The sequence below is a fragment of the Pseudomonas sp. CK-NBRI-02 genome (genome assembly GCF_008124495.1).
Classification (GTDB): domain Bacteria; phylum Pseudomonadota; class Gammaproteobacteria; order Pseudomonadales; family Pseudomonadaceae; genus Aquipseudomonas; species Aquipseudomonas guariconensis.
The window spans coordinates 188,416-208,701 of sequence record NZ_VSJH01000008.1 but is presented as its reverse complement, the minus strand read 5'-3'; the positions used below and the strand labels follow the sequence as shown (position 1 = coordinate 208,701).

The following is a 20,286-nucleotide window of genomic DNA, read 5'->3' as shown; positions in this document are numbered from 1 at the left end:
TTCCCATGTTTGATCATCAAGGAGAGCGACATGAGCCTGTTCAGTTTCGTGAAGGAAGCCGGTGAAAAACTGATCGACTTGCTGACGCCCGGAAACGCCAACGCCGAGGCGCAGCTCAAGAAGCACGTCGAATCCGTCGGCTTGGGTAACCCGAACATCTCCGCCACCGTCCAGGGCGATACGATCGTGCTCAAGGGCGAGGTGGCGAGCCAGGAAGAAAAGGAAAAGATCATCCTGGCGGCGGGCAACATCGATGGCGTGGCATCAGTGGACGACCAGATCACCGTCACAGGGCCCGTGGCCCAGGCGGCACGCTTCGTCACGGTCAAGAAAGGCGATACCCTGAGCGCCATCGCCAAGGCCGAATATGGCGATGCCAACAAGTACAACAAGATCTTCGAGGCCAACAAGCCGATGCTCAAGCATCCGGACAAGATCTATCCGGGACAGGTGCTGCGCATTCCTGACTGATTGCCTGTTGTCCCGATGCGCGGATAAGCCCGCTCCCGTGTGATCGTCGTGGGAGCGGGTTCATCCGCGACTGCATGCTCACAGACCTTCCAGCAGTTGCCGGTAATCCTCCACCGCGGCGAACTCCTGAGTATCACGCGGTCCCGCCTTGCTGTCGGGCTGGCGCACGGCCAGCAAATGCTCCACGCCGAAGCGTCGCGCACTGCGCAAGATCGCCAGGGTGTCGTCGATGAACAGGCTGCGCGCAGGATCGAAGCCGATGTCCGCCTGCAGGGCGTCCCAGAACTGCGGGCTTTCCTTGGGAAATCCGTAGTCGTGGGAACTGATCAGCCGCTCGAAATAGGGCGCCAGCTCCACACGCTCGAGCTTCAGTGACAGCGAGTCGCGATGGGCATTGGTGATCAGCACCACGCGTTTGCCGGCTTGGCGGATTGCGGCGAGGAAGGTATCGGCGTCCGGGCGCAGCGCAATCAGGTCGGCGATTTCCTGTTTGAGCTCGCGGATCGGCAGGTTCAGCTCGCGGCTCCAGAAATCCAGGCAGTACCAATTGAGAGTGCCTGCATTGCGCTCGAACAGCGGCTGCAGCTCAAGTTCGGCCATGGCCCGGCTGACACCGTGCAGCTCGGCGTAGCGCTGGGGCAGGTGCTCCAGCCAGAACTGGTTGTCGTAGTGCAGGTCGAGCAGGGTGCCATCCATGTCCAGCAGGACGGTATCGATGGCGGACCAAGGAAGAACGGGCATGGGAAACTCTCGTTAGGTCGGCAAGCCACGGTATAGTAACCCGTTCACGCCAAGGAGCCGCCCCATGCGCCAGAAACCCACCGTCCTCGCCCGCGAGATCGTCGCCAGCAGCCGTCTGTTCCGCGTCGAAGCCGTGCAGTTGCGTTTTTCCAACGGTACCGAGCGGACCTACGAACGCCTGGTCGGTCGCGGCAATGGCTACGGCGCGGTGATGGTGGTGGCCATGCTCGATGCCGAGCACGCGGTGCTGGTGGAAGAATACTGTGGTGGCACCGATGAGTATGAATTGTCCTTGCCCAAGGGCCTGATCGAGCCTGGCGAGGACGTGCTGGCCGCAGCCAACCGTGAGCTCAAGGAAGAAGCCGGCTTCGGCGCGCGCCAACTGGAGCATCTCACCGAGCTGTCCCTCTCGCCTGGCTACATGAGCCAGAAGATCCAGGTGGTACTCGCCACCGATCTCTACGAAGAACGTCTGGAAGGAGACGAGCCCGAGCCGATGCGCGTGGACAAGGTCAATTTGCGTGAACTGTCGGCGCTGGCCATGCATCCGCAATTCTCCGAAGGCCGGGCGCTCGCAGCGCTGTACCTGGCCCGCGACCTGATGATCCAGCGGGGGTTGCTCAGCGTATGAACGATCAGCAATTGATGGACGAAGTCGTGAAACTGGCCCGTCTGGCGGGTGAGGCGATCTTGCCGTTCTGGCGCGCCGATGTGGCGGTGACGGCCAAGGCTGATGACTCGCCGGTGACCGCTGCCGACCTCGCCGCTCATCAGGTCATCGCGGACGGCTTGCAGGTGCTGGCCCCGCATATCCCGGTGCTGTCGGAGGAGGACTGCGAGATTCCGCTGGCCGAGCGCCAGGCCTGGCGCCGCTGGTGGTTGGTCGACCCGCTCGATGGCACCAAGGAGTTCATCGCCGGCAGCGAGGAGTTCACTGTCAACATCGCCTTGATCGAGGAGGGCGAAGTGGTGTTTGGTGTGGTGGCGATGCCGACCAATGGCCGCTGCTACTTCGGCGGCCGGGGACTGGGCGCGTGGCGCGCCGAGGTGAATGGTTCTGCCGAATCGATCCGGGTGCGTCGGCAACCGCCGGAGGGCGGGCGCTTCACGGTGGTCGCCAGCAAGCGACATTCCAGCCCTCAGCAGGAAGCGCTGTTGGGCGGGCTGGGCAGCGCCGTTGGCGAGCTTGAACTGGCCAATGTCGGCAGTTCGCTGAAATTCTGCCTGTTGGCCGAAGGGGCCGCGGATTGCTATCCGCGACTGGCGCCGACCTCCCAGTGGGATACCGCTGCTGCCCAGGGTGTGCTGGAAGGTGCCGGGGGCGAGGTCATCGGGCTGGATGGCCAGCCCTTCCGCTACCCGGCGCGTGAATCCCTGCTCAATGAATTCTTCCTGGCCTTGCCTGGCGCGGCTGCGTGGCGTCCGGCCTTGTTGCAATTGGCAGCGGCCATCGGTCGCTGAGTTCTTTAGGGCTCAAGGCGTCCCCCGGCAGCGGCAAGCCTAGCGATGCAACACGTATTGTCCGCTGAACTTCACGGCGGGCTCATCGCTGCCCGCGTTGCAGACGATCGTCTCGAGGGTCAGGCGAGCCCGTCCGCGGCGCTGGTACATCGCCACGAAACGCTCCCAGGTCTTGTCTTCCGGTGCTTCGCAGCGTGCCACGGCCGTGTCGGTTACCGGCAGCGGGTAGCTGATCTGGCCTTCCTGGATGACGATATGCCCGTCATCGATTCCCAGCTCACGCAAGCGCAGGTGCAACCAGCCCCATCCTACCAGCACCGCACCGCAATACAGGCTGCCACCGAACATGGTGCTCTTGTGATTGACGTTGGGCGCCAACGGCAATTGCAGGCGCAGGCAGTGGTCCTCCCAGCCAATGACTTCCATGCCCATCTCCCGGGTCAGGGGAATGTCGCTGTGCAGTACGGACTGCAGGTACTGGCTGTCGGTGGTCATGGGCGGGTTTCCTCCTGATCGTCGTGTCCGCTGGCGCCGCCTTCGAAATTCAGGCCATGCTTGCGCAGCTTGTCGTGCAGTGTCTTGCGCGGGATGCCGAGGGCTTCGGCGAGGCTGCGCAGGGAGTTGTGGGGTTGGGCCAGCTCGGCGGCGATCAATGATCGCTCGAACTGTTCGACCTGTTCGCTGAGCGTGCCGCTGCGCTCAGCTTCGTGGGCTGTGTGAGTGCTGGGCGCCTGGCCGTCGAGGGCCAGCTCCAGACCCAGTGCGAAGCGCTCCGCAGCGTTCTGCAGCTCGCGCACGTTCCCTGGCCAGTCGTGACGCAGCAGCAGGGCACGCTGGGCCGGTTGCAGGCTGTGGGCCGGCAGGCCATGGCGTGCGCTGGCGGCATCGGCGAAGTGCTGGAACAGCACCAGGATATCGTCACCACGCTCGCGTAGCGGCGGGATGCGCAGCGGTGCCACATTCAGGCGGTAATACAGGTCGGCGCGAAAGCGCCCTTGGTCGGCGGCTTGGCGCAGGTCTTCCTTGGTGGCGGCGATGATGCGGATGTCCAATGGGATGAGCTGGTTGCCACCCAAGCGCTCCACCACCCGCTCCTGTAACAGGCGCAACAGCTTGACCTGCACATCCAGGCTCATGCTTTCGATTTCATCGAGGAACAACGTCCCACCATTGGCGAACTCGAACTTGCCGATGCGGCGCTTCTGCGCGCCGGTAAAGGCGCCGGGTTCATGGCCGAACAGCTCGCTCTCGACCACCGACTCGGCCAGGGCACCGGCGTTGATCGCCACGAAAGGCCCCTCGCGGCGGCTCGACAGGTCGTGCAGCGCACGGGCCACCACCTCTTTGCCGGCGCCGGTCTCGCCGAGGATCAGCACGTCCGCGCGGGTGGCGGCCAGGGCGCCGATCTGCTCGCGCAGGCGCTGTATGGCCGGCGAATGGCCAACCAGACGCGTGGACAGCTCCTGGCGGTCGCTCAGGGCCAGGCGCAGGCTACGGTTGTCCAGCACCAGACGGCGCAAGGCCAGGGCGCGACGTACGCTGTCGAGCAGGGCATCGCTGGCAAAGGGCTTTTCGAGAAAATCATAGGCCCCGGCGCGCATGGCCTGCACGGCCAGCGGCACATCGCCGTGGCCGGTGATCAGCAGCACCGGCAGGTCACTGTCACGCCCATGCAGTTGCTCCAGCAGTTGCAGGCCATCGATGCCGGGCATGCGGATGTCACTGACCACCACGCCAGGCCAGTCCGCAGCGATGCGCTCGGCCAAGCCCTGGGCGTCGGCCAGCGTCACGACTTTCAGGCCGGCCAGGTCCAGGGTCTGCCCCAGGGCCTGGCGCAGGTGCGGGTCATCGTCCACCAGGATGACCTGGGTGCGGCTGTCGATGAGTGTCTCGGTCGTCATGCCGAGGGGTCCTCCGAAGGTTGCAGGTTCGCGCCGGGCGTGGCCACGCGCAGCTGCAGGGTGAGCAGTGCGCCGCCTTCCGGGTGGTTGCCGAGCAGCAGTTCGCCACCCAGGGCTCGCATCAGGCTTTCACAGATCGCCAGGCCCAGGCCCAGGCCTTGGGTGCGGGTCTTGGTGGTGAAGAAGGGTTCCTTGGCGTGCTCCAGGGCCTGGCTGCTGAAGCCTGGGCCGTTGTCGCGGATGTACAGGTAGACGTAGCCGTCGCGGGTTTCGGCACTGAGCCACAGCTTGCGCGGGTTGGCTTTCTCGGTCAGGGCGTCGAGGGCGTTGGCCAGCAGGTTGCCGAGCACCTGGCGCAGGCGGGTTTCGCCGGCCTGGACCCAGAGTGTGGCGTCGGGTAGGTCGCGGACCAGCTCCACGGCCATGGCCCGGCGGCGCTTGGCCAGCAACGCCAGGGCGTCATCGAGCGCCGGTTGCAGGGCGACGCTTTCCGGGGCGTGGCGGTCGCGACGGGCGAATGCACGCAAGTGGGTGATGATCGAGGCCATGCGCCCGGTCAGCTCGCCGATCAGCTTGAGGTTGCCACGGGCATCTTCGATGCGTTGATGATCGAGCAGGATCTCGGCGTTTTCGGCATAGCTGCGGATAGCGGCCAATGGCTGGTTGAGCTCATGGCTGATGCTGGCCGACATGGTGCCCAGCACCGACAGCTTGCCGGCCTGGACCAGCTCGTCCTGAGCGCGGACCAGCTCCTGTTGGGCCTGTTCTCGCTCAAGTACTTCCTTCTTCAGGCGGGTGTTGAGGCCTTCGAGGTCGGCGGTGCGCTCCATTACGCGCTTTTCCAGCTCCTGGCGGCCGCGGGCTTCGAAGTCGATACGGTCGATGTAGTGGCGTCGGCGCTGCATCACCAGGCCTGCCAGCAGCATCAGCACCAGCAAGGCGGCCGCACCGATGGCCATGACCGTCTGCACGGAGCGGTCGACCAGCGTGCGCGGGGCGAGGATGCTGACTTGCCAGCCGGTTTCGTTGATGCTGCGGGTCTGGATCAGCCAGGCAGCGGTGTCGAGGTTGAGCGGCTGCGGGGCCTGGGTCGGGTAGGGCTGGATGGCGATGATCGCCTCGCGCTCGGCGGCGGTCAGCGCCCGGGTGGCGCGAAAGCGCCAGTCAGGTCGCGAAGTCAGCACCACCACGCCATTCTGGTCGGTGAGCAGCAGTTGCTCTGGGGTGCGACCCCACAGGGTTTCGGTGTGGTCCAGATCAACCTTGACGACCAGCACGCCGACGATCTTGTCCCGCTCGTGCACGGCAGCGGCGAAGAAATAGCCACGCTTGGCCGAGGTGGTGCCTTGGCCGAAGAATCTTCCCAGGCGCCCCTGCATGGCTTCGAGGAAGTACGGCCGGAAGGCGAAGTTGCGGCCCACGAAGCTGTCGTGTTTGTCCCAGTTGGAGGCGGCCAGGGTATTGCCGCTGACGTCCATCAGATACATGACCTCGGCGCCGGTTTGCTCGACGATCTCCTTGAGCAGGCGGTTGGCGTTGGTCACCGCTTCGGTCTTGAACGGGTCGTGGAGCGCACCGCGCAGGGCTGGCAGGTCGCCTAGGATCTGCGGCAAGGTCTCGTAGCGGTGCAGGGTGCCCAGCAGGTTGGCGACATAGAGGTCGAGGGTCTGGCGGTTTTGTGAGGCCAGTTCCTCCTGGTAGTAACGCTCGGCCAGGTGATGCAGCGGCCAGAGCAGCGGAGCCAGGCACAGGGCCAGCAGGGCGAGGCTGCGCCAGCGGGGACGGCGTGGAGGCGTGGAGGTCGAAATCATCAAGGGATGCGCCAGAAGGATCTGGCGCAATTATGCGCTACTTGAGGCAGTCGATCAGCGCTTGGTGCCAGTGCGGTTGTTGGACCTGCCACTCACGGGCCAGGCGCGAGCAGTCCAGGCGCGAGTTCAGCGGCCGGCGCGCAGGTGTCGGGTACTCGCTGGACGGGATCGGCAGCAACTCGGCGCAGGGCAGGCCTTGGGCACGCAGGTGTTCGGCAATGGCCTGGGCAAAGCCGAACCAGGACGTCTCGCCTTGCGCTGTCAGGTGGTAGAGGCCCCAGGCGCCGGCCTGGCCTGCCTGCCAACGCTCGATGAGTGCGCGGGTGCTGACGGCAAGGGTGCCGGCCCAGGTCGGCGCGCCGACCTGGTCGTCGACCACCCGCAGCTGCGGGCGCTCTTGCAGCAGGCGTTGCATGGTCAGCAGGAAGTTGCGCCCATGCCGCGAGTAGATCCAACTGGTGCGCAGGATCAGGTGCTCGCCGCCCACCGCGCTGATGGCCTGTTCGCCAGCCAGCTTGCTGCGCCCATAGACGCCCAGCGGGTTGGGTGTGTCCGCCTCGGTGTAGGGAGTGGGCTTGTCGCCGTCGAAGACATAATCGGTGGAGTAGTGGATCAGCGGCACGCCAAGTCGCGCTGCTTGCTCGGCCAACACGCGCGGGCCTTCGGCGTTGATGGCGAACGCCAGCTCCGGCTCGCTCTCGGCCTGGTCCACTGCGGTGTGGGCGGCGGCGTTGATGATCAGGTCGGGGGCCAGTCGGCGCAGGGGTTCACGCAGTTGCTCGGGATTGGCCAGGTCGAGCTGGTCGCGTCCGAGCAGCAGTACCTCGCCCAGGTCGGTCAACTGCGGGCGCAAGGCTTGGGCGAGTTGGCCGTTATGGCCACAAACGAGGATCTTCAATGGTTTCATGGCAGCAGGTCGAGCTCGCTGAACAACTTGCCAAGCTGGTCCTTGGCCGACAGCTGCGGCGGCGCCTGCAGTTGCCAGTCGATGTTCAGGGTCGGGTCGTCCCAGCGGATGCAGCGCTCGGCAGCGGGGTTGTAGTAGTCGGTGGTCTTGTAGAGGAACTCGGTTTCTTCACTCAGTACCACGAATCCATGGGCGAACCCTGGCGGCACCCACATCTGGCGGAAGTTCTCGGCCGACAGGCGCGCGGCGACCCAGCGGCCGCAGGTCGGGGAACTGCGACGTACGTCGACGGCCACGTCCAGGACCTCGCCGCGCACCACGCGCACGAGTTTGCCCTGGGTATTCTCGACCTGATAATGCAGGCCGCGCAGCACGCCTTTGCGCGAATAGGAGTGGCTGTCCTGGACGAAGGTGATGTCCAGGCCGGTGTGAGCGGCGAAATCCCTGGCGTTGAAGCTCTCGAGGAAAAAACCCCGGCTGTCGCCGAACACCTTGGGTTCGATGATCAGCACGTCGGGGATGTCGGTGTGGATGATGTTCATGCGGGCTCTTCGGCGATTTTGCTCAAGTACTGACCGTAACCAGTCTTCTTCAGTTCGTTTGCCTTGGCCAGCAGCTGCTCGCGGGTGATCCAGCCTTTCTGGTAGGCGATTTCTTCCAGGCAGGCAACTTTAAGGCCTTGGCGGTTCTCGATGGTCTGCACGTACTGCGAGGCTTCCAGCAGGCTCTCGTGGGTTCCGGTGTCCAGCCAGGCGAAGCCACGACCGAAACGCTCCACGCGCAGGTCGCCGCGTTTGAGGTAGGCATTGTTGACGTCGGTGATCTCCAACTCGCCACGAGGGGAGGGGCGCAGGCCCTTGGCGATCTCGATCACGTCGTTGTCGTAGAAATACAAGCCGGTGACGGCATAGCTGGACTTGGGCTCGGCAGGCTTTTCCTCGATCGAGAGTGCTCGACCTTGCTCGTCGAAATCGACCACACCGAAGCGCTCCGGGTCCTTGACCCAGTAACCGAACACCGTCGCGCCCGTGGGATGGCTGGCCGCACGGGTCAGTTGCTCGGTGAAGCTTTGACCGTGGAAGATGTTGTCGCCCAGGATCAGGCACACCGGATCGTTGCCAATGAACTGCTCGCCAATCAGGAAGGCCTGGGCCAAACCGTCGGGGGAGGGTTGCTCGGCGTAGCTGATACGCAGGCCGAACTGGCTGCCGTCGCCGAACAACTGACGATACTGTGGCAGGTCCCGGGGGGTGGAGATCAGCAAGATGTCACGGATGCCGGCCAGCATCAGCACCGAGACCGGGTAGTAGATCATCGGTTTGTCGTAGATGGGCAGCAGCTGCTTGGAAACGCCAAGCGTGATGGGATGCAGGCGGGTGCCGGAGCCCCCCGCCAGTACGATGCCTTTGCTCATGCGATCAGGTCCTTGAAATTGGAATGTCCCAGGCGCTCACCCTGGTAGCTGCCATCCTGGACATGGCGGCACCACTGGAGGTTGTCCAGATACCACTGTACGGTCTTGCGCAGTCCGCTCTCGAACGTCTCTTCCGGTACCCAGCCCAGCTCCCGCTCGATCTTGCTGGCGTCGATGGCATAACGCAGGTCGTGGCCTGGGCGGTCCTGGACGAAGGTGATGAGGTCAGTGTAGCGGGCCACGCCCGCCGGATGTTCAGGCGCCAGTTCCTCGAGCAGCGCGCAGATGGCGTGCACGACATCGATGTTCTTCTGCTCATTGTGGCCACCGATGTTATAGGTCTCGCCGACCTGGCCTTCGGTCACCACTTTGAGCAGGGCACGGGCGTGGTCGTCGACGTACAGCCAGTCGCGCACCTGCTGGCCATCGCCGTACACCGGCAGCGGTTTGCCGGCGAGGGCGCTGAGGATCATCAGTGGGATGAGCTTCTCGGGGAAGTGGTACGGGCCGTAGTTGTTCGAGCAGTTGGTAACCAGCACAGGCAGCCCGTAGGTCCGGTGCCAGGCGCGTACCAGATGATCGGACGCTGCCTTGCTTGCCGAATAGGGCGAGCTTGGCGCGTAGGGCGTGGTCTCGGTGAACAGGTCGTGTGCACCATGCAGGTCGCCGTAGACCTCATCAGTAGAGATGTGGTGGAAGCGAAACGCCGCGCGTGCCTGCGATGGCAGGCGGCTCCACCAGGCACGGGTGGCTTCGAGCAGGGTGTAGGTGCCGACGATGTTGGTCTGGATGAACTCCGCCGGGCCATCGATGGAGCGGTCCACGTGGGATTCGGCGGCCAGGTGCATGATCGCGTGAGGCTGGAAACGCTCCAGCACGGCGCTGACCGTGGCCGCATCGGCGATATCGGCCTGGACGAGTTCGTAGCGGGTATTGCTGGCGATGCGTTGCAGCGACTCCAGGTTGCCGGCGTAGGTGAGTTTGTCGAGGTTCAGGACCTCGTGCTCGGTATTGTCGATCAGGTGGCGGATCAGGGCAGAGCCAATGAAACCGGCGCCACCGGTGACGAGAATTCGCATCTGAAAGAACCTCTGGGTCTGAAGGAAGCTCCAGTGGAGCTTAGCGTGTCGGCCGGGTCGCTGCGGTCTGGCCCTTTGTTCGTGCGGCGGCATTGTCCGGCAAAGCCGGACAGTTTGGAACTGCCTTGCTGTAACCAAGGCTTTTATCGCCAGCCTCTTGTATATCGGCAGCAGCAGTGGCGATATAAGCGACAAAAAAACCGAGGTTCCACTCCATGCCCTTGAGCACCCTGATCCAGCGTTCCCGCCAGCCCAACCCTTCGCTGAGCGAAGCCCAGGCCCATGCCCTGCTGCGCGCGCACTACGACCTGGACGGACCCTTGCAGCCGTTGGGCAGTCAGCAGGACCTGAACCTGCTGCTCGACAGCGAACAAGGCCGCTTCGTGCTCAAGGCCTGCCACGCCAGCTATGCGCAGGTGGAGCTCGAAGCGCAGCACGCGGCACTCGCCTACCTGCGGGAGCAAGGCTTGCCAGTGCCGGCCGTGCGTCGGGCAGGCGATGGCCAGGATCTTTTAGCGGTGGACATCGATGGCCAGTCTTTGCGGGTGCGCCTGCTCGACTACATCGAGGGCCAGCCACTGACGCGTCTCAAACACATGGAGCCGCGCCTGATCGCTGAACTGGGCGAGCTGTGCGCGCGTGTCGACCGGGCATTGGCCGATTTCGATCATCCCGGCCTCGAGCGCACCCTGCAGTGGGACCCGCGCCACGCTAAGGCACTGATCGAGCATTTGCTGCCGGTACTGCAAGACCCGTCCCGTCGAGCCCGTGTGCAGCAACTCACCGGGCTGGCCGCCGAACGCTTGCAGCCGTTGGCCGATGACCTGCCGGCCCAGGCCGTGCACTTGGACATCACCGATGACAATGCGGTCTGGGCGCGTGATGCCGGGCGCCAGTGGCAATTGCAGGGCGTCATCGACTTCGGCGATCTGGTGCGTACCTGGCGTATCGCCGACTTGTCCGTGACCTGTGCTGCCCTGCTGCACCACGCCGAAGGCGACCCGCTGCGTATCCTGCCGGCGATCCAGGCGTACCAGGCGATCAATCCGCTGCAGGAGGCCGAGCTGCGAGCCTTGTGGCCATTGGTGCTGATGCGCGCGGCCGTGCTGGTGCTCAGCAGCGAACAGCAGTTGCAGGTAGAGCCTGGCAACCAGTACATCCTCGACAACATCGCCCATGAGTGGGAAATCTTCGACACCGCCAGCGCCGTGCCTTTTGCCCTGATGGAGGCTGCGATTCTCCAGGCCGCAGGGCACGCCCTGGCGCCGCTGACCCTTTCGGACTGTGCGCCGCTGATGCCGGCGTTGGCCGGCGAGGCGGTGGCGCGCATCGACCTGGGCGTGCTCAGCCCTCATTGCGAAGCCGGTAATTGGGAGCAGCCCGGTTTCGACCAGCGGCTGCTGACCGGGCAGGCCGGGCCGGCGTGCACCCTGCACGGGCAGTACCGGTTGTCACAGACGCACATCGATCGTCCCGAGGAGCCCGCCACCTGCGCTTTGGGTGTGGAACTGAACGTGCCCGCCGGCACCGCGCTGCAGGCACCGCAGGCAGGTGTCTGGGAGCGCACCGGCGAGGGCCGTGGTCGGCTGCGCACATCCGACTGGAGCCTATGGCTGGCAGGGCTGGAAGAAGCGCCGCAGGACGGCCAGGCACTGGCCAAAGGGCAAGCCCTGGGGCTGACCTGCGGCTTCCTGAGCGTCCAGTTGAGCCGGGATCACCAACATCAGCCGCCGTTCTTCGCCAAACCATCCCATGCCCAGGCCTGGTTGGCGGTGTGCCCGTCCCCCCGCGCCTTGCTGGGCTTCGATTGCGGCGCCGAGCCCTTGGTCGACGCCCAGGCCCTGCTGGCTCGCCGTGACGCCAGCTTTGCCCGCTCGCAGAAGCACTACTACGCGCAGCCACCCCATATCGAGCGGGGCTGGCGCAACTACTTGATCGACATGCAGGGCCGCTCCTACTTGGACATGCTCAATAACGTCGCAGTGCTGGGCCATGGGCATCCGCGCATGGCCGCCGAGTCGGCGCGCCAGTGGTCGCTGGTCAACACCAACTCGCGCTTCCACTATGCGGCGATAGCCGAGTTCTCGGAGCGACTGCTGGCGTTGGCGCCGGAAGGCTTCGACCGGGTGTTCCTGGTCAACAGCGGCACCGAGGCCAACGACCTGGCCATCCGCCTGGCCTGGGCCTACAGCGGTGGGCGCGATTTGCTCAGTGTGCTGGAGGCCTATCACGGCTGGTCGGTGGCTACCGACGCCATTTCCACCTCCATCGCCGACAACCCGCAGGCGCTGGAAACCCGGCCGGACTGGGTGCATCCGGTGGAGGCACCGAACACTTTCCGCGGGCGTTTCCGTGGGCCGGACAGCGCACCTGATTACCTGCAGGATGTCGACGCCAAGCTGGCCGATCTCGATGCCCGGGGGCGGCAGCTGGCCGGATTCATCTGCGAGCCGGTATACGGCAATGCCGGGGGGATCTCGCTGCCGGCGGGCTACCTGCGCGAGGCCTACGCGAAGGTCCGTGCCCGGGGCGGGGTGTGCATCGCTGACGAGGTGCAGGTCGGCTATGGTCGCCTCGGCGAATACTTCTGGGGCTTCGAGGAGCAGGGCGTGGTGCCGGACATCATCACCATGGCCAAGGGCATGGGTAACGGTCAGCCACTGGGCGCGGTGATTACCCGGCGGGAGATTGCCGAGGCCCTGGAGGCTGAGGGTTACTTCTTCTCATCGGCCGGTGGTAGCCCAGTCAGTTGCCGGATCGGCATGGCAGTGCTGGATGTCATGCAGGAGGAAGGCCTTTGGGAGAACACCCGCGAGGTGGGCCGTTACTTCAAGGCGCGCCTGGAGGCATTGGTCGATAAACATCCACTTGCGGGGGCTGCCCACGGCTCCGGGTTCTACCTGGGTCTTGAACTGGTGCGCGATCGCCAGACGCTGGAGCCTGCCACCGAAGAGACCATGACCTTGTGCAATCGCCTGCGCGATCTTGGCATCTTCATGCAGCCCACCGGGGACTACCTGAATATCCTCAAGATAAAGCCGCCCATGTGCACCACCCGGGCGAGCGTGGATTACTTCGTCGACAGCGTGGACCGCATTCTGTCCGAAGCGCTTTAAGTCGAGGTCATCGAGCCACCTGAGTCGATTGTTATCGGCTTAGGTGGCTTTTTTATGACCAAATAATTTGTCGTTCAGCTTTTAAGTTCGATTTTTATCGAGTATATAATGGTGTAAGCACGGCCGCTTCTGAGTAAGCTGCCCTCTTTATCAATGACCTGGCGCAGTCGGCGCCGGGCCCTCGCAGAGGTTACCGATGAAAACCCTCAACTCGACCCCGCGTGCCGACGGTTTCCATATGCCCGCCGAATGGGCGCCGCAAACCCAGGTCTGGATGGTCTGGCCAGAGCGCCCGGACAACTGGCGCCTGGGCGGCAAGCCGGCGCAAGCTGCGCATGTGACGCTGGCCAAGGCCATCGCCCGCTTCGAGCCGGTTACCGTCGCCGTCTCTGCCGGCCAATACGAGAACGCCCGTCGTCAGCTCGATGTCCCCAACATCCGCGTGGTGGAAATCAGCAACGACGACGCCTGGGTGCGTGACACCGGCCCGACCTTCGTCATCAACGACCATGGCGAAGTGCGGGGTGTGGACTGGGGCTTCAATGCCTGGGGCGGCTTCGACGGCGGCCTGTACGCGCCCTGGAACCGTGACGAGGAACTGGCGGCCAAGGTCCTGGAAATGGAGCGCTGCCAGCGTTACCACACCGAGGGCTTCGTACTCGAAGGCGGTTCGATCCATGTGGACGGTGAAGGTACGCTCATCACCACCGAAGAGTGCCTGCTCAACCGCAACCGCAACCCGCACCTCAATCGCGAGCAGATCGAAGACATTCTGCGTGAGCATCTGGCCGTCGAAACCATCATCTGGCTGCCGGACGGGCTGTACAACGACGAGACCGACGGGCACGTCGACAACTTCTGCTGTTACGTCAGCCCAGGCGAAGTGTTACTGGCCTGGACCGATGATTCCAACGACCCCAACTATGCGCGTTGCCACGCCGCATACGAGGTATTGAAAAACAGCCGCGATGCCAAAGGCCGTGAATTCGTCGTGCACAAAATGCCGATCCCGGGCCCGCTGTACGCCACTGAGCAAGAGTGCGCAGGCGTCGACCATGTGGCTGGCAGCCAGGAGCGTGACCCGTCCGTGCGTCTGGCCGGCTCCTATGTCAACTTCCTGATCGTCAATGGCGGCATCATCGCCCCGAGCTTCGATGACCCCGCTGATGCCCAGGCCAGAGCGATCCTGGCCAAGGTCTTCCCGGACCACGAAGTCGTCATGATTCCAGGCCGTGAGCTGCTTCTGGGTGGCGGCAACATCCACTGCCTGACCCAGCAACAGCCGGCGCCGGTCAAGCGCTAAACCCCCGATCACAAAAAAGCCCGTCCATTGACGGGCTTTTTTGTGGCTGCCGATTACCGGAGGGGGGCGATGGCATATGTCTTGTATTGTTTTTCAGGTGTTTCAGTCAGATAGCAGCTTTGCTGTTCTGTAATAAAACCAACGTAAGTTAGCCGCTCACGGCACCTGGAGTACGTGTGGACATGAATGCAGCAAGTGAGTCGGCTATGCCTTCCTCGGTGATGGACCACGAATCGCTCAAGATTCTGGCCCAATGGTTGAAAAGCCATGGAGGCTATCGCTTCAAGTCGGACGATCCACGGCGTCTACTGGATGGGCGATATCCGCAGGGCCTGATCAGCGAGGCTGAGCTGGAAGCGTTGATGGCCGTCTGGCACTGATTGGGTGCACGCTCGCCCAAACGAAAACGCCACCGTGTTTATCGCGGTGGCGTTTTTTTTCGGCCTTGGCTGGCCTGACGAGATCGGATACCTGAATCAGAAGCTGTAGGTACCGGTCACCACCAGGCTGCGTGGATCACCGAACTGGATTTGGCTGGCACTGGTGGCCGAGCTGTAGTAGGTCTTGTCGGTGAGGTTGCTCAAGGCCGCGCGCACATCCCAATCGTGGGTGCGGTAGCCCGCCAGCGCATCCCAGCGGCCATAGCCGGGCAGCTTGACGGTGTTCTGGTTGTCGGCGAATCGATCGCCTACCAGCGTCAGGCCGGTTTCGGCGTACCAGCCGAGCTCTGGTTTCCAGGTGACGAAGAGGCTGCCGTTGCGTTTGGCCACATCGTTGATGCGGTTGCCTTGCTGGCCATTGTTGTCCTTGACGATGGTCGCATCCTGCAGCCCCATGCCGCCGCGCACGTACCAGTTGCCGGTGACATTGCCCATGACAGTCAATTCGATGCCTCTTGAGCGCTGCTCGCCGCTGAGCTGGATGAGCTCGGGGTTGTTCGGGTCGCGGGTACGGCGGTTGTACAGCTCCAGCTCGTAGAGGGCTAGAGTGGTGCTCAGGCGTTCGTCGAACCAATCGCTCTTGACCCCGATCTCCTTCTGCCGAGTGAGCTCAGGGCCTGCATCGTTGCCATTGCCCGGAGCGCCGGGTGTGATGCCGATCAGGCCTCCACCGACCGGTGAGAAGGTCTTGCTCCAGGACGCATAGAACGAGTGCTCGCGCCATGGGGAATAGACCACGCCCACGCGCGGGCTGGTGCTGGTGCTCTCTTGGGTTTCCGTGAGGTTCTTCACTTTGCTCGTAGTCTGCACCTCGAAGCGATCGAAGCGCACGCCTGCCAGTAGTTGCCATTGATCGTTCAGGCGTATCTGGTCCTGCAGATAGAGGCCAGCGCTTTCCACGCGGGTGTGGTTGTTACTCGATACCTTCAGCGCACCGGTGTGCTGGTGCTGCCCACTGGAGCCTCCCAGCGGTACGGAAGGCACGCCGACCCCTTGATGCAACAACGAATTGCGGCGCTGTTCGCCCAGCTCCAGGCCCACCAGTAGGGTGTGCTCGAGATCGAAGGTTTGCAGATGACCTTCGGCCTCGAAGGTATTGAATAGATTGCGAGTGCTCAGGTCCTGTTGCCAGCGCTGGCGACTCACCAGGCCGGTGGAAGGGATGTAGCCGGTGAGGTAGGTGTTGTCGAAGTCGCTCTCCAGATTGAACAGGGAGAACGTATGGCGCAGTTGCCACTGGTCATTGAGCTCGTAGTTCAGGCGCGAGCGCAGCGACTGGGCACGGTCATCGATGAAGTCGCGCTGGGTATCACCGTAGGTGGTATGACGGCTGACATCGACGGGGCGCCCGGTCTGCGGATCGCCAGGAATGCCGCGGTCGGGGGTGCGGTTGTAGCGGCTGTATTCGTATTGCACCAGCCAGTTCAGCTGCGGGGTCAGCTGCCAGCTCATGGACGGTGCGAACAGTTGGCGGCTGCCGTCGATGCCGTCGCGGAAACTGTTGTTGTCGGCATTACCGAGGTTCAGGCGCAGGCTGAGGGTATCGGTCGGGTCAGCGCTCAGATCGGCATACAGGCTGCGCAGGTCTTCGCTACCGCCCTGGGCCTCGATGCTCGAGCGCCGGCCGTGCTCCGGGGCCTTGCTGACCCGGTTGACGATACCGCCCTGGCTGCCACGGCCATAGAGAACCGCCGCTGGCCCCTTGAGTACTTCGACCCGCTCGATGTTGTGCAGGTCGCGCACGTATTGGCTGTCATCGCGTACGCCGTCCAGATAGAAGTCGTTGCTGGCGTCGAAGCCACGGATGCGCAAGCTGTCGAAGCGGGTATCGGCACCACTGCTGACGTTGGGAATGCCCTCCAGTGCCTTGCCCAGGCTGAAGCTGCCGTAGTCGAGGACGTTGTGGGTCTTCACCGTGTCGATGGCCTGTGGCACGTAGCGAACCGGGGTAGAGGTGCGGGTTGCCGTGCTGACTTCGTGAACCCGAGGATTGTCGTCTTCGCGCTCGCGGTCGGCGGTGACCGAGAGCTCCGGCAGGGTGGTGGTGGCGGCGCTGGCCAGGCTTGCTCCAAGCAGTAGCGACAGGCCAAAGGATAAAGAGGGAAGGTGGGAGGGTACCGACATTGAGAATCCGCAAAACAATAAATGAAAATTGAGTGCGAATGATAACGAGTGCTATTAGTGGTCGCTTGGGTAATTTGTAAGGTGTTGTCTTTACAGGTGTTTCTATTTGTAAAAAATACTCAACCCACTTTCGGGGCTACCGCGAGCGTTGGAAGTGCAAGATGGCAACACAGGACGGGCCTGCGCCATAGGGAAAAAACCTAATGCTGTGCGGATTTCTCCAGAAATTCACGGGTTGTTGTCGTGAATCTGGTTATAAGCATCTGCCTTTCACGATTTTTTGACATCTCGAATCAGCCGGGGCTAGGATTCGCCCAACGCCTGCTGGCCATGACTTGGCCATGCTGTTGTACAAAGCCCGCTGCATGTCACATGACGGGCTTTTTTCAGTTTTGGATCCGCATAGCGTCGAACCTACGAAGGGGCGTTGGTTCCTGGCGTCAGGTTGCAGAGCGTTTAAAAATTCAGAAATAAGGAAAACAAGATGTTGAAAACCAGGATCAGCCTGGTCGCTCTGGCGATGATCGCCGCGACCCAGGCCCAGGCCAACGACCAGGCCGAAAGCAAGGGCTTCGTTGAAGACAGCCAGCTGAACGTCTTGCTGCGCAATGCCTACATGAACCGCGACTACAAGGACGGCAACAAGGACAAATCCGAGTGGGGCCAGGCGGCGATCGGTACTTTCTCGTCCGGTTTCACCCAAGGCACCGTGGGCGTTGGTGTTGATGCATTCGGTCTGTACGCAGTGCGCCTGGATGGCGGCAAGGGCCACTCCGGCGCGCAAGGGATCGACTTCTTCAAGAAAGGCGACAGCGGCAACGCTGCCGATGACCTCTCCAAGGGTGGCGCAGCGGTCAAGTTCCGTGTCTCCAACACTGTACTGAAGTACGGTGACCAGATGCCTACGCTGCCTGTTCTGAACTACGACAACGCGCGTCTGCTCCCGGAAAGCTACACCGGTACCCTGATCACCTCCAAGGAGATCAAAGGTCTTGAGCTCAATGCCGGTCGCTTCACTGCTGAATCGCGCAAAAGCGCCGAAGGTCGTGACAGCGGTGGCCTGAAGTCGATCAACGTGTTGGGCGGTAGCTACAAGTTCACCGACCAGTTCACTGCTGCGCTGTATGCCTCCGATGTCGAAGACGTGCTGAAGAAGCAATACGTGGGCGCCAACTACGTATTCCCGATCAGCAAGGATCAGTCCTTGACCCTGGACTTCAACGGCTACCGCACCAAGCTGGACAACTCCTATGTCCGCGAAAACGGTATCACCGGCGACGACAACAAGATCTGGAGCCTGGCAGCGACCTTCGCCACCGGTCCGCACTCGTTCACCCTGGCCCATCAGCGCTCGACCGGCGACAGCAACCTGGGTTACGCCTACGGCGGTTACCAGAAAGACCAACGCCGCGTAGGCGATGGCGGCAGCACCATCTTCCTGGCCAACTCCTACTGGTCCGACTTCAACGCCGAAGACGAGCGCAGCTGGCAGCTGGGCTACGGTCTTGATTTCACCGCCTTCGGTGTTCCAGGCCTGACCTACAACGTTGCGTACGTTCGTGGCGATAACATCACCACTTCGACCAGCACCGGCGGTACCGAGCGCGAGATCTTCAACCAGCTCAAGTACGTGGTACAGAGCGGTGCAGCCAAGGACCTGAGCGTCAAACTGCGCAGCTCCATCCTGCGTGTCTCGCAGAAATCCAGCGAGTACAACATCAGCGGTAACGAAGTCCGCGTCTTCGTCGAGTACCCGATCAACGTCTTCTGATCCCGTACTCGCGTCCCGAACAGCCCTGGCTCATGCCGGGGCTGTTTCCTTTCGGCGTACCGCTGCCATTGGCGCAACGCTGTCTGCGGTTTGCGGCGCGAAGCTGTCGCTGCGGGCCATCCGCCACATCCGCGCATAGAACTCGTTCTCGATCGAGCCGCTGAGCAATTCGCCGGGCTTGAGGAACTGGTGCAACTGGGAAAACAGGCTGATCTCGCTCGGGCTGATACGCCTTGCCAGGTGTTTGGGTTTGAGCTGCGAAGGATGCTCCAGGCCTGCCGCCGCAAGCATCTCGGCCAAGGCATGCAGGGTATTGCGATGAAAGCTCGCCACCCGTTCGGCTTTTTCCGGCACCACCAGGGCGCGCTGGCGCAGCGGATCCTGGGTGGCCACGCCGGTAGGGCACTTGTTGGTGTGGCAACTCTGCGACTGGATGCAGCCAATGGCGAACATGAAACCCCGTGCCGAGTTGACCCAGTCAGCACCGATGGCCAGCGTACTGGCGATATCGAAGGCACTGACGATCTTGCCGGCTGCACCGATACGCACGCGGTCACGCAGGTTCAGGCCGACCAGTGTGTTGTGCACGAACATCAGCCCTTCACGCATGGGTACGCCCATGTTGTCGCTGAACTCCCGCGGTGCGGCACCGGTGCCACCTTCCTTGCCGTCGACGACGATGAAGTCGGGCGTGATCCCGGTGGCCAGCATGGCCTTGGCGATGGCCATGAACTCCCAGGGATGGCCCAGGCAGAACTTGAAGCCCACCGGCTTGCCGCCAGACAGCTCACGCAGGCGGGCGATGAAATGCAGCAGCTCCAGCGGCGTGTGGAAGGCACTGTGCGCGGCTGGCGAAATGCAGTCCTCGCCGACCCGCACACCACGGGTGGCGGCAATCTCGACACTGACCTTGTGCCCAGGCAGGATGCCGCCATGACCGGGCTTGGCGCCTTGGCTGAGCTTGAGTTCGATCATCTTCATCTGTGGATCGCGCGCCTGTTCGGCAAAGCGCGCCGGGTCGAAGCGACCGTCTTCGGTACGGCAGCCAAAGTAACCGCTGCCGATTTCCCAGATCAGGTCACCACCGTGTTCGCGGTGGTAAGGGCTGATGCTGCCTTCGCCGGTGTCGTGGGCGAAGCGGCCCAGGCGCGCGCCCTTGTTCAAGGCGCCGATGGCATTGGCGCTGAGCGCGCCGAAGCTCATGGCCGAGATGTTGAAGATCGACGCCGAATACGGCTGCCGGCAGTGCGGGCCACCGATGTCGATGCGAAACGACGCCGGGTCGGGCGTCTGCACCGGTACCATCGAATGGCTGATGAATTCGAAGCCAGGCTTGTAGGCATCGTTGAGTGTGCCGAAGGCCTTCTCGGCGCTCTCGTTCTTGGCGCGGGCATAGACCAGTGAGCGCTGCGAGCGGGAGAACGGCAGCTTGTCGTCGTCGCCCTCGATCAGGTACTGGCGGATCTCCGGCCGAATGGTCTCGATCAGGTAACGGATGTTGCCCAGGATCGGGTAGTTGCGGCGCACGGCATGATGGCTCTGGCGCAGGTCATTGAGACCGACCAGGCTGAGCAGGGCAGTGAGCAGGGTGAGCGGCCAGAGCCAGCTGTGTTGGGCAAGAAATGGAATGCTGGCGAAGGTGAACAACAGGCAGGCGGCCAGACAGGCGTAGCGGGTGGGGAGCGTGTCTTTCATGGGTCCATCGCTGACAGGATGACCCGCACTAGGATAGGCAAAGGCCGCGCGC

The 20,286-nt window shown here is 63.1% G+C and carries 17 protein-coding genes; 7 read left to right on the top strand and 10 right to left on the bottom strand.

What is annotated here, in order from left to right:
- Positions 1 to 30: 30 nt before the first annotated feature.
- On the top strand, positions 31 to 471 hold the full coding sequence (gene lysM, locus DQ397_RS08755; RefSeq protein ID WP_043208319.1) for a peptidoglycan-binding protein LysM: 441 nt from the start codon (positions 31 to 33) through the stop codon (positions 469 to 471).
- A 78-nt stretch (positions 472 to 549) separates the two neighbouring features.
- Here the strand turns inward: lysM and yrfG are convergent, their stop codons facing one another.
- A complete protein-coding gene (gene yrfG / locus DQ397_RS08750) occupies positions 550 to 1,212 on the bottom strand; it encodes a GMP/IMP nucleotidase (protein WP_043208322.1) in 663 nt (220 codons plus the stop codon).
- A 64-nt stretch (positions 1,213 to 1,276) separates the two neighbouring features.
- On the opposite strand from yrfG, the gene nudE reads away from it, so the two are divergent.
- Both nudE and cysQ read left to right on the top strand, forming a co-directional pair.
- A complete protein-coding gene (gene nudE / locus DQ397_RS08745; protein WP_043208324.1) occupies positions 1,277 to 1,843 on the top strand; it encodes an ADP compounds hydrolase NudE in 567 nt (188 codons plus the stop codon).
- Positions 1,840 to 2,673, top strand: coding sequence for a 3'(2'),5'-bisphosphate nucleotidase CysQ (cysQ, locus tag DQ397_RS08740; protein WP_043208327.1), 834 nt, complete (start codon positions 1,840 to 1,842; stop codon positions 2,671 to 2,673). Before nudE ends, cysQ begins: the two co-directional genes overlap by 4 nt.
- Before the next feature lie 39 nt (positions 2,674 to 2,712).
- On the opposite strand, the gene DQ397_RS08735 is transcribed toward cysQ, so the two are convergent.
- From DQ397_RS08735 to rfbB, 7 genes are read right to left on the bottom strand one after another with little or no spacing between them, the layout of a single operon-like run.
- Positions 2,713 to 3,168, bottom strand: coding sequence for a YiiD C-terminal domain-containing protein (locus tag DQ397_RS08735; RefSeq protein ID WP_043208329.1), 456 nt, complete (start codon positions 3,166 to 3,168; stop codon positions 2,713 to 2,715).
- On the bottom strand, positions 3,165 to 4,574 hold the full coding sequence (locus tag DQ397_RS08730; RefSeq protein ID WP_043208331.1) for a sigma-54 dependent transcriptional regulator: 1,410 nt from the start codon (positions 4,572 to 4,574) through the stop codon (positions 3,165 to 3,167). Before DQ397_RS08730 ends, DQ397_RS08735 begins: the two co-directional genes overlap by 4 nt.
- The gene (locus DQ397_RS08725) at positions 4,571 to 6,385 is read right to left on the bottom strand and encodes an ATP-binding protein (RefSeq protein WP_043208333.1); all 1,815 of its coding nucleotides are present in this window, start codon (positions 6,383 to 6,385) and stop codon (positions 4,571 to 4,573) included. Before DQ397_RS08725 ends, DQ397_RS08730 begins: the two co-directional genes overlap by 4 nt.
- Positions 6,386 to 6,422: 37 nt before the next feature.
- The gene (gene rfbD / locus DQ397_RS08720; protein ID WP_043208367.1) at positions 6,423 to 7,283 is read right to left on the bottom strand and encodes a dTDP-4-dehydrorhamnose reductase; all 861 of its coding nucleotides are present in this window, start codon (positions 7,281 to 7,283) and stop codon (positions 6,423 to 6,425) included.
- A 5-nt stretch (positions 7,284 to 7,288) separates the two neighbouring features.
- Positions 7,289 to 7,834: a dTDP-4-dehydrorhamnose 3,5-epimerase gene (rfbC, locus tag DQ397_RS08715; RefSeq protein ID WP_043208335.1), complete on the bottom strand. Its 546-nt coding sequence runs from the start codon at positions 7,832 to 7,834 to the stop codon at positions 7,289 to 7,291.
- Positions 7,831 to 8,706 (bottom strand): glucose-1-phosphate thymidylyltransferase RfbA, encoded by an 876-nt coding sequence (gene rfbA, locus DQ397_RS08710; RefSeq protein WP_043208337.1) that lies wholly within the window; start codon positions 8,704 to 8,706, stop codon positions 7,831 to 7,833. Before rfbA ends, rfbC begins: the two co-directional genes overlap by 4 nt.
- Complete coding sequence (gene rfbB, locus DQ397_RS08705) at positions 8,703 to 9,785, bottom strand: dTDP-glucose 4,6-dehydratase (RefSeq protein WP_043208340.1); 1,083 nt, start codon at positions 9,783 to 9,785, stop codon at positions 8,703 to 8,705. Before rfbB ends, rfbA begins: the two co-directional genes overlap by 4 nt.
- 215 nt (positions 9,786 to 10,000) lie before the next feature.
- Between rfbB and DQ397_RS08700 the strand changes: the two genes are divergently transcribed.
- The 3 genes from DQ397_RS08700 to DQ397_RS08690 all read left to right on the top strand — a co-directional run bounded on the left by DQ397_RS08700 (position 10,001) and on the right by DQ397_RS08690 (position 14,584).
- Positions 10,001 to 12,901: an aminotransferase gene (locus DQ397_RS08700; RefSeq protein WP_148921531.1), complete on the top strand. Its 2,901-nt coding sequence runs from the start codon at positions 10,001 to 10,003 to the stop codon at positions 12,899 to 12,901.
- Between the two features lie 196 nt (positions 12,902 to 13,097).
- Complete coding sequence (aguA, locus tag DQ397_RS08695) at positions 13,098 to 14,204, top strand: agmatine deiminase (RefSeq protein WP_043208342.1); 1,107 nt, start codon at positions 13,098 to 13,100, stop codon at positions 14,202 to 14,204.
- Positions 14,205 to 14,386: 182 nt separating this feature from the next.
- On the top strand, positions 14,387 to 14,584 hold the full coding sequence (locus DQ397_RS08690; RefSeq protein WP_043208344.1) for a hypothetical protein: 198 nt from the start codon (positions 14,387 to 14,389) through the stop codon (positions 14,582 to 14,584).
- Between the two features lie 96 nt (positions 14,585 to 14,680).
- Here DQ397_RS08690 and DQ397_RS08685 read toward each other — a convergent pair whose 3' ends face one another.
- A complete protein-coding gene (locus DQ397_RS08685) occupies positions 14,681 to 16,768 on the bottom strand; it encodes a TonB-dependent siderophore receptor (protein ID WP_043208346.1) in 2,088 nt (695 codons plus the stop codon).
- A gap of 484 nt (positions 16,769 to 17,252) precedes the next feature.
- On the opposite strand from DQ397_RS08685, the gene DQ397_RS08680 reads away from it, so the two are divergent.
- Positions 17,253 to 18,539 carry an OprD family porin gene (locus tag DQ397_RS08680; RefSeq protein ID WP_043208349.1) on the top strand — a complete coding sequence of 429 codons (1,287 nt, stop codon included), beginning with the start codon at positions 17,253 to 17,255 and terminating at the stop codon, positions 18,537 to 18,539.
- A 30-nt stretch (positions 18,540 to 18,569) separates the two neighbouring features.
- On the opposite strand, the gene DQ397_RS08675 is transcribed toward DQ397_RS08680, so the two are convergent.
- Positions 18,570 to 20,234, bottom strand: coding sequence for an FMN-binding glutamate synthase family protein (locus DQ397_RS08675; protein WP_043208351.1), 1,665 nt, complete (start codon positions 20,232 to 20,234; stop codon positions 18,570 to 18,572).
- Positions 20,235 to 20,286: the final 52 nt, after the last annotated feature.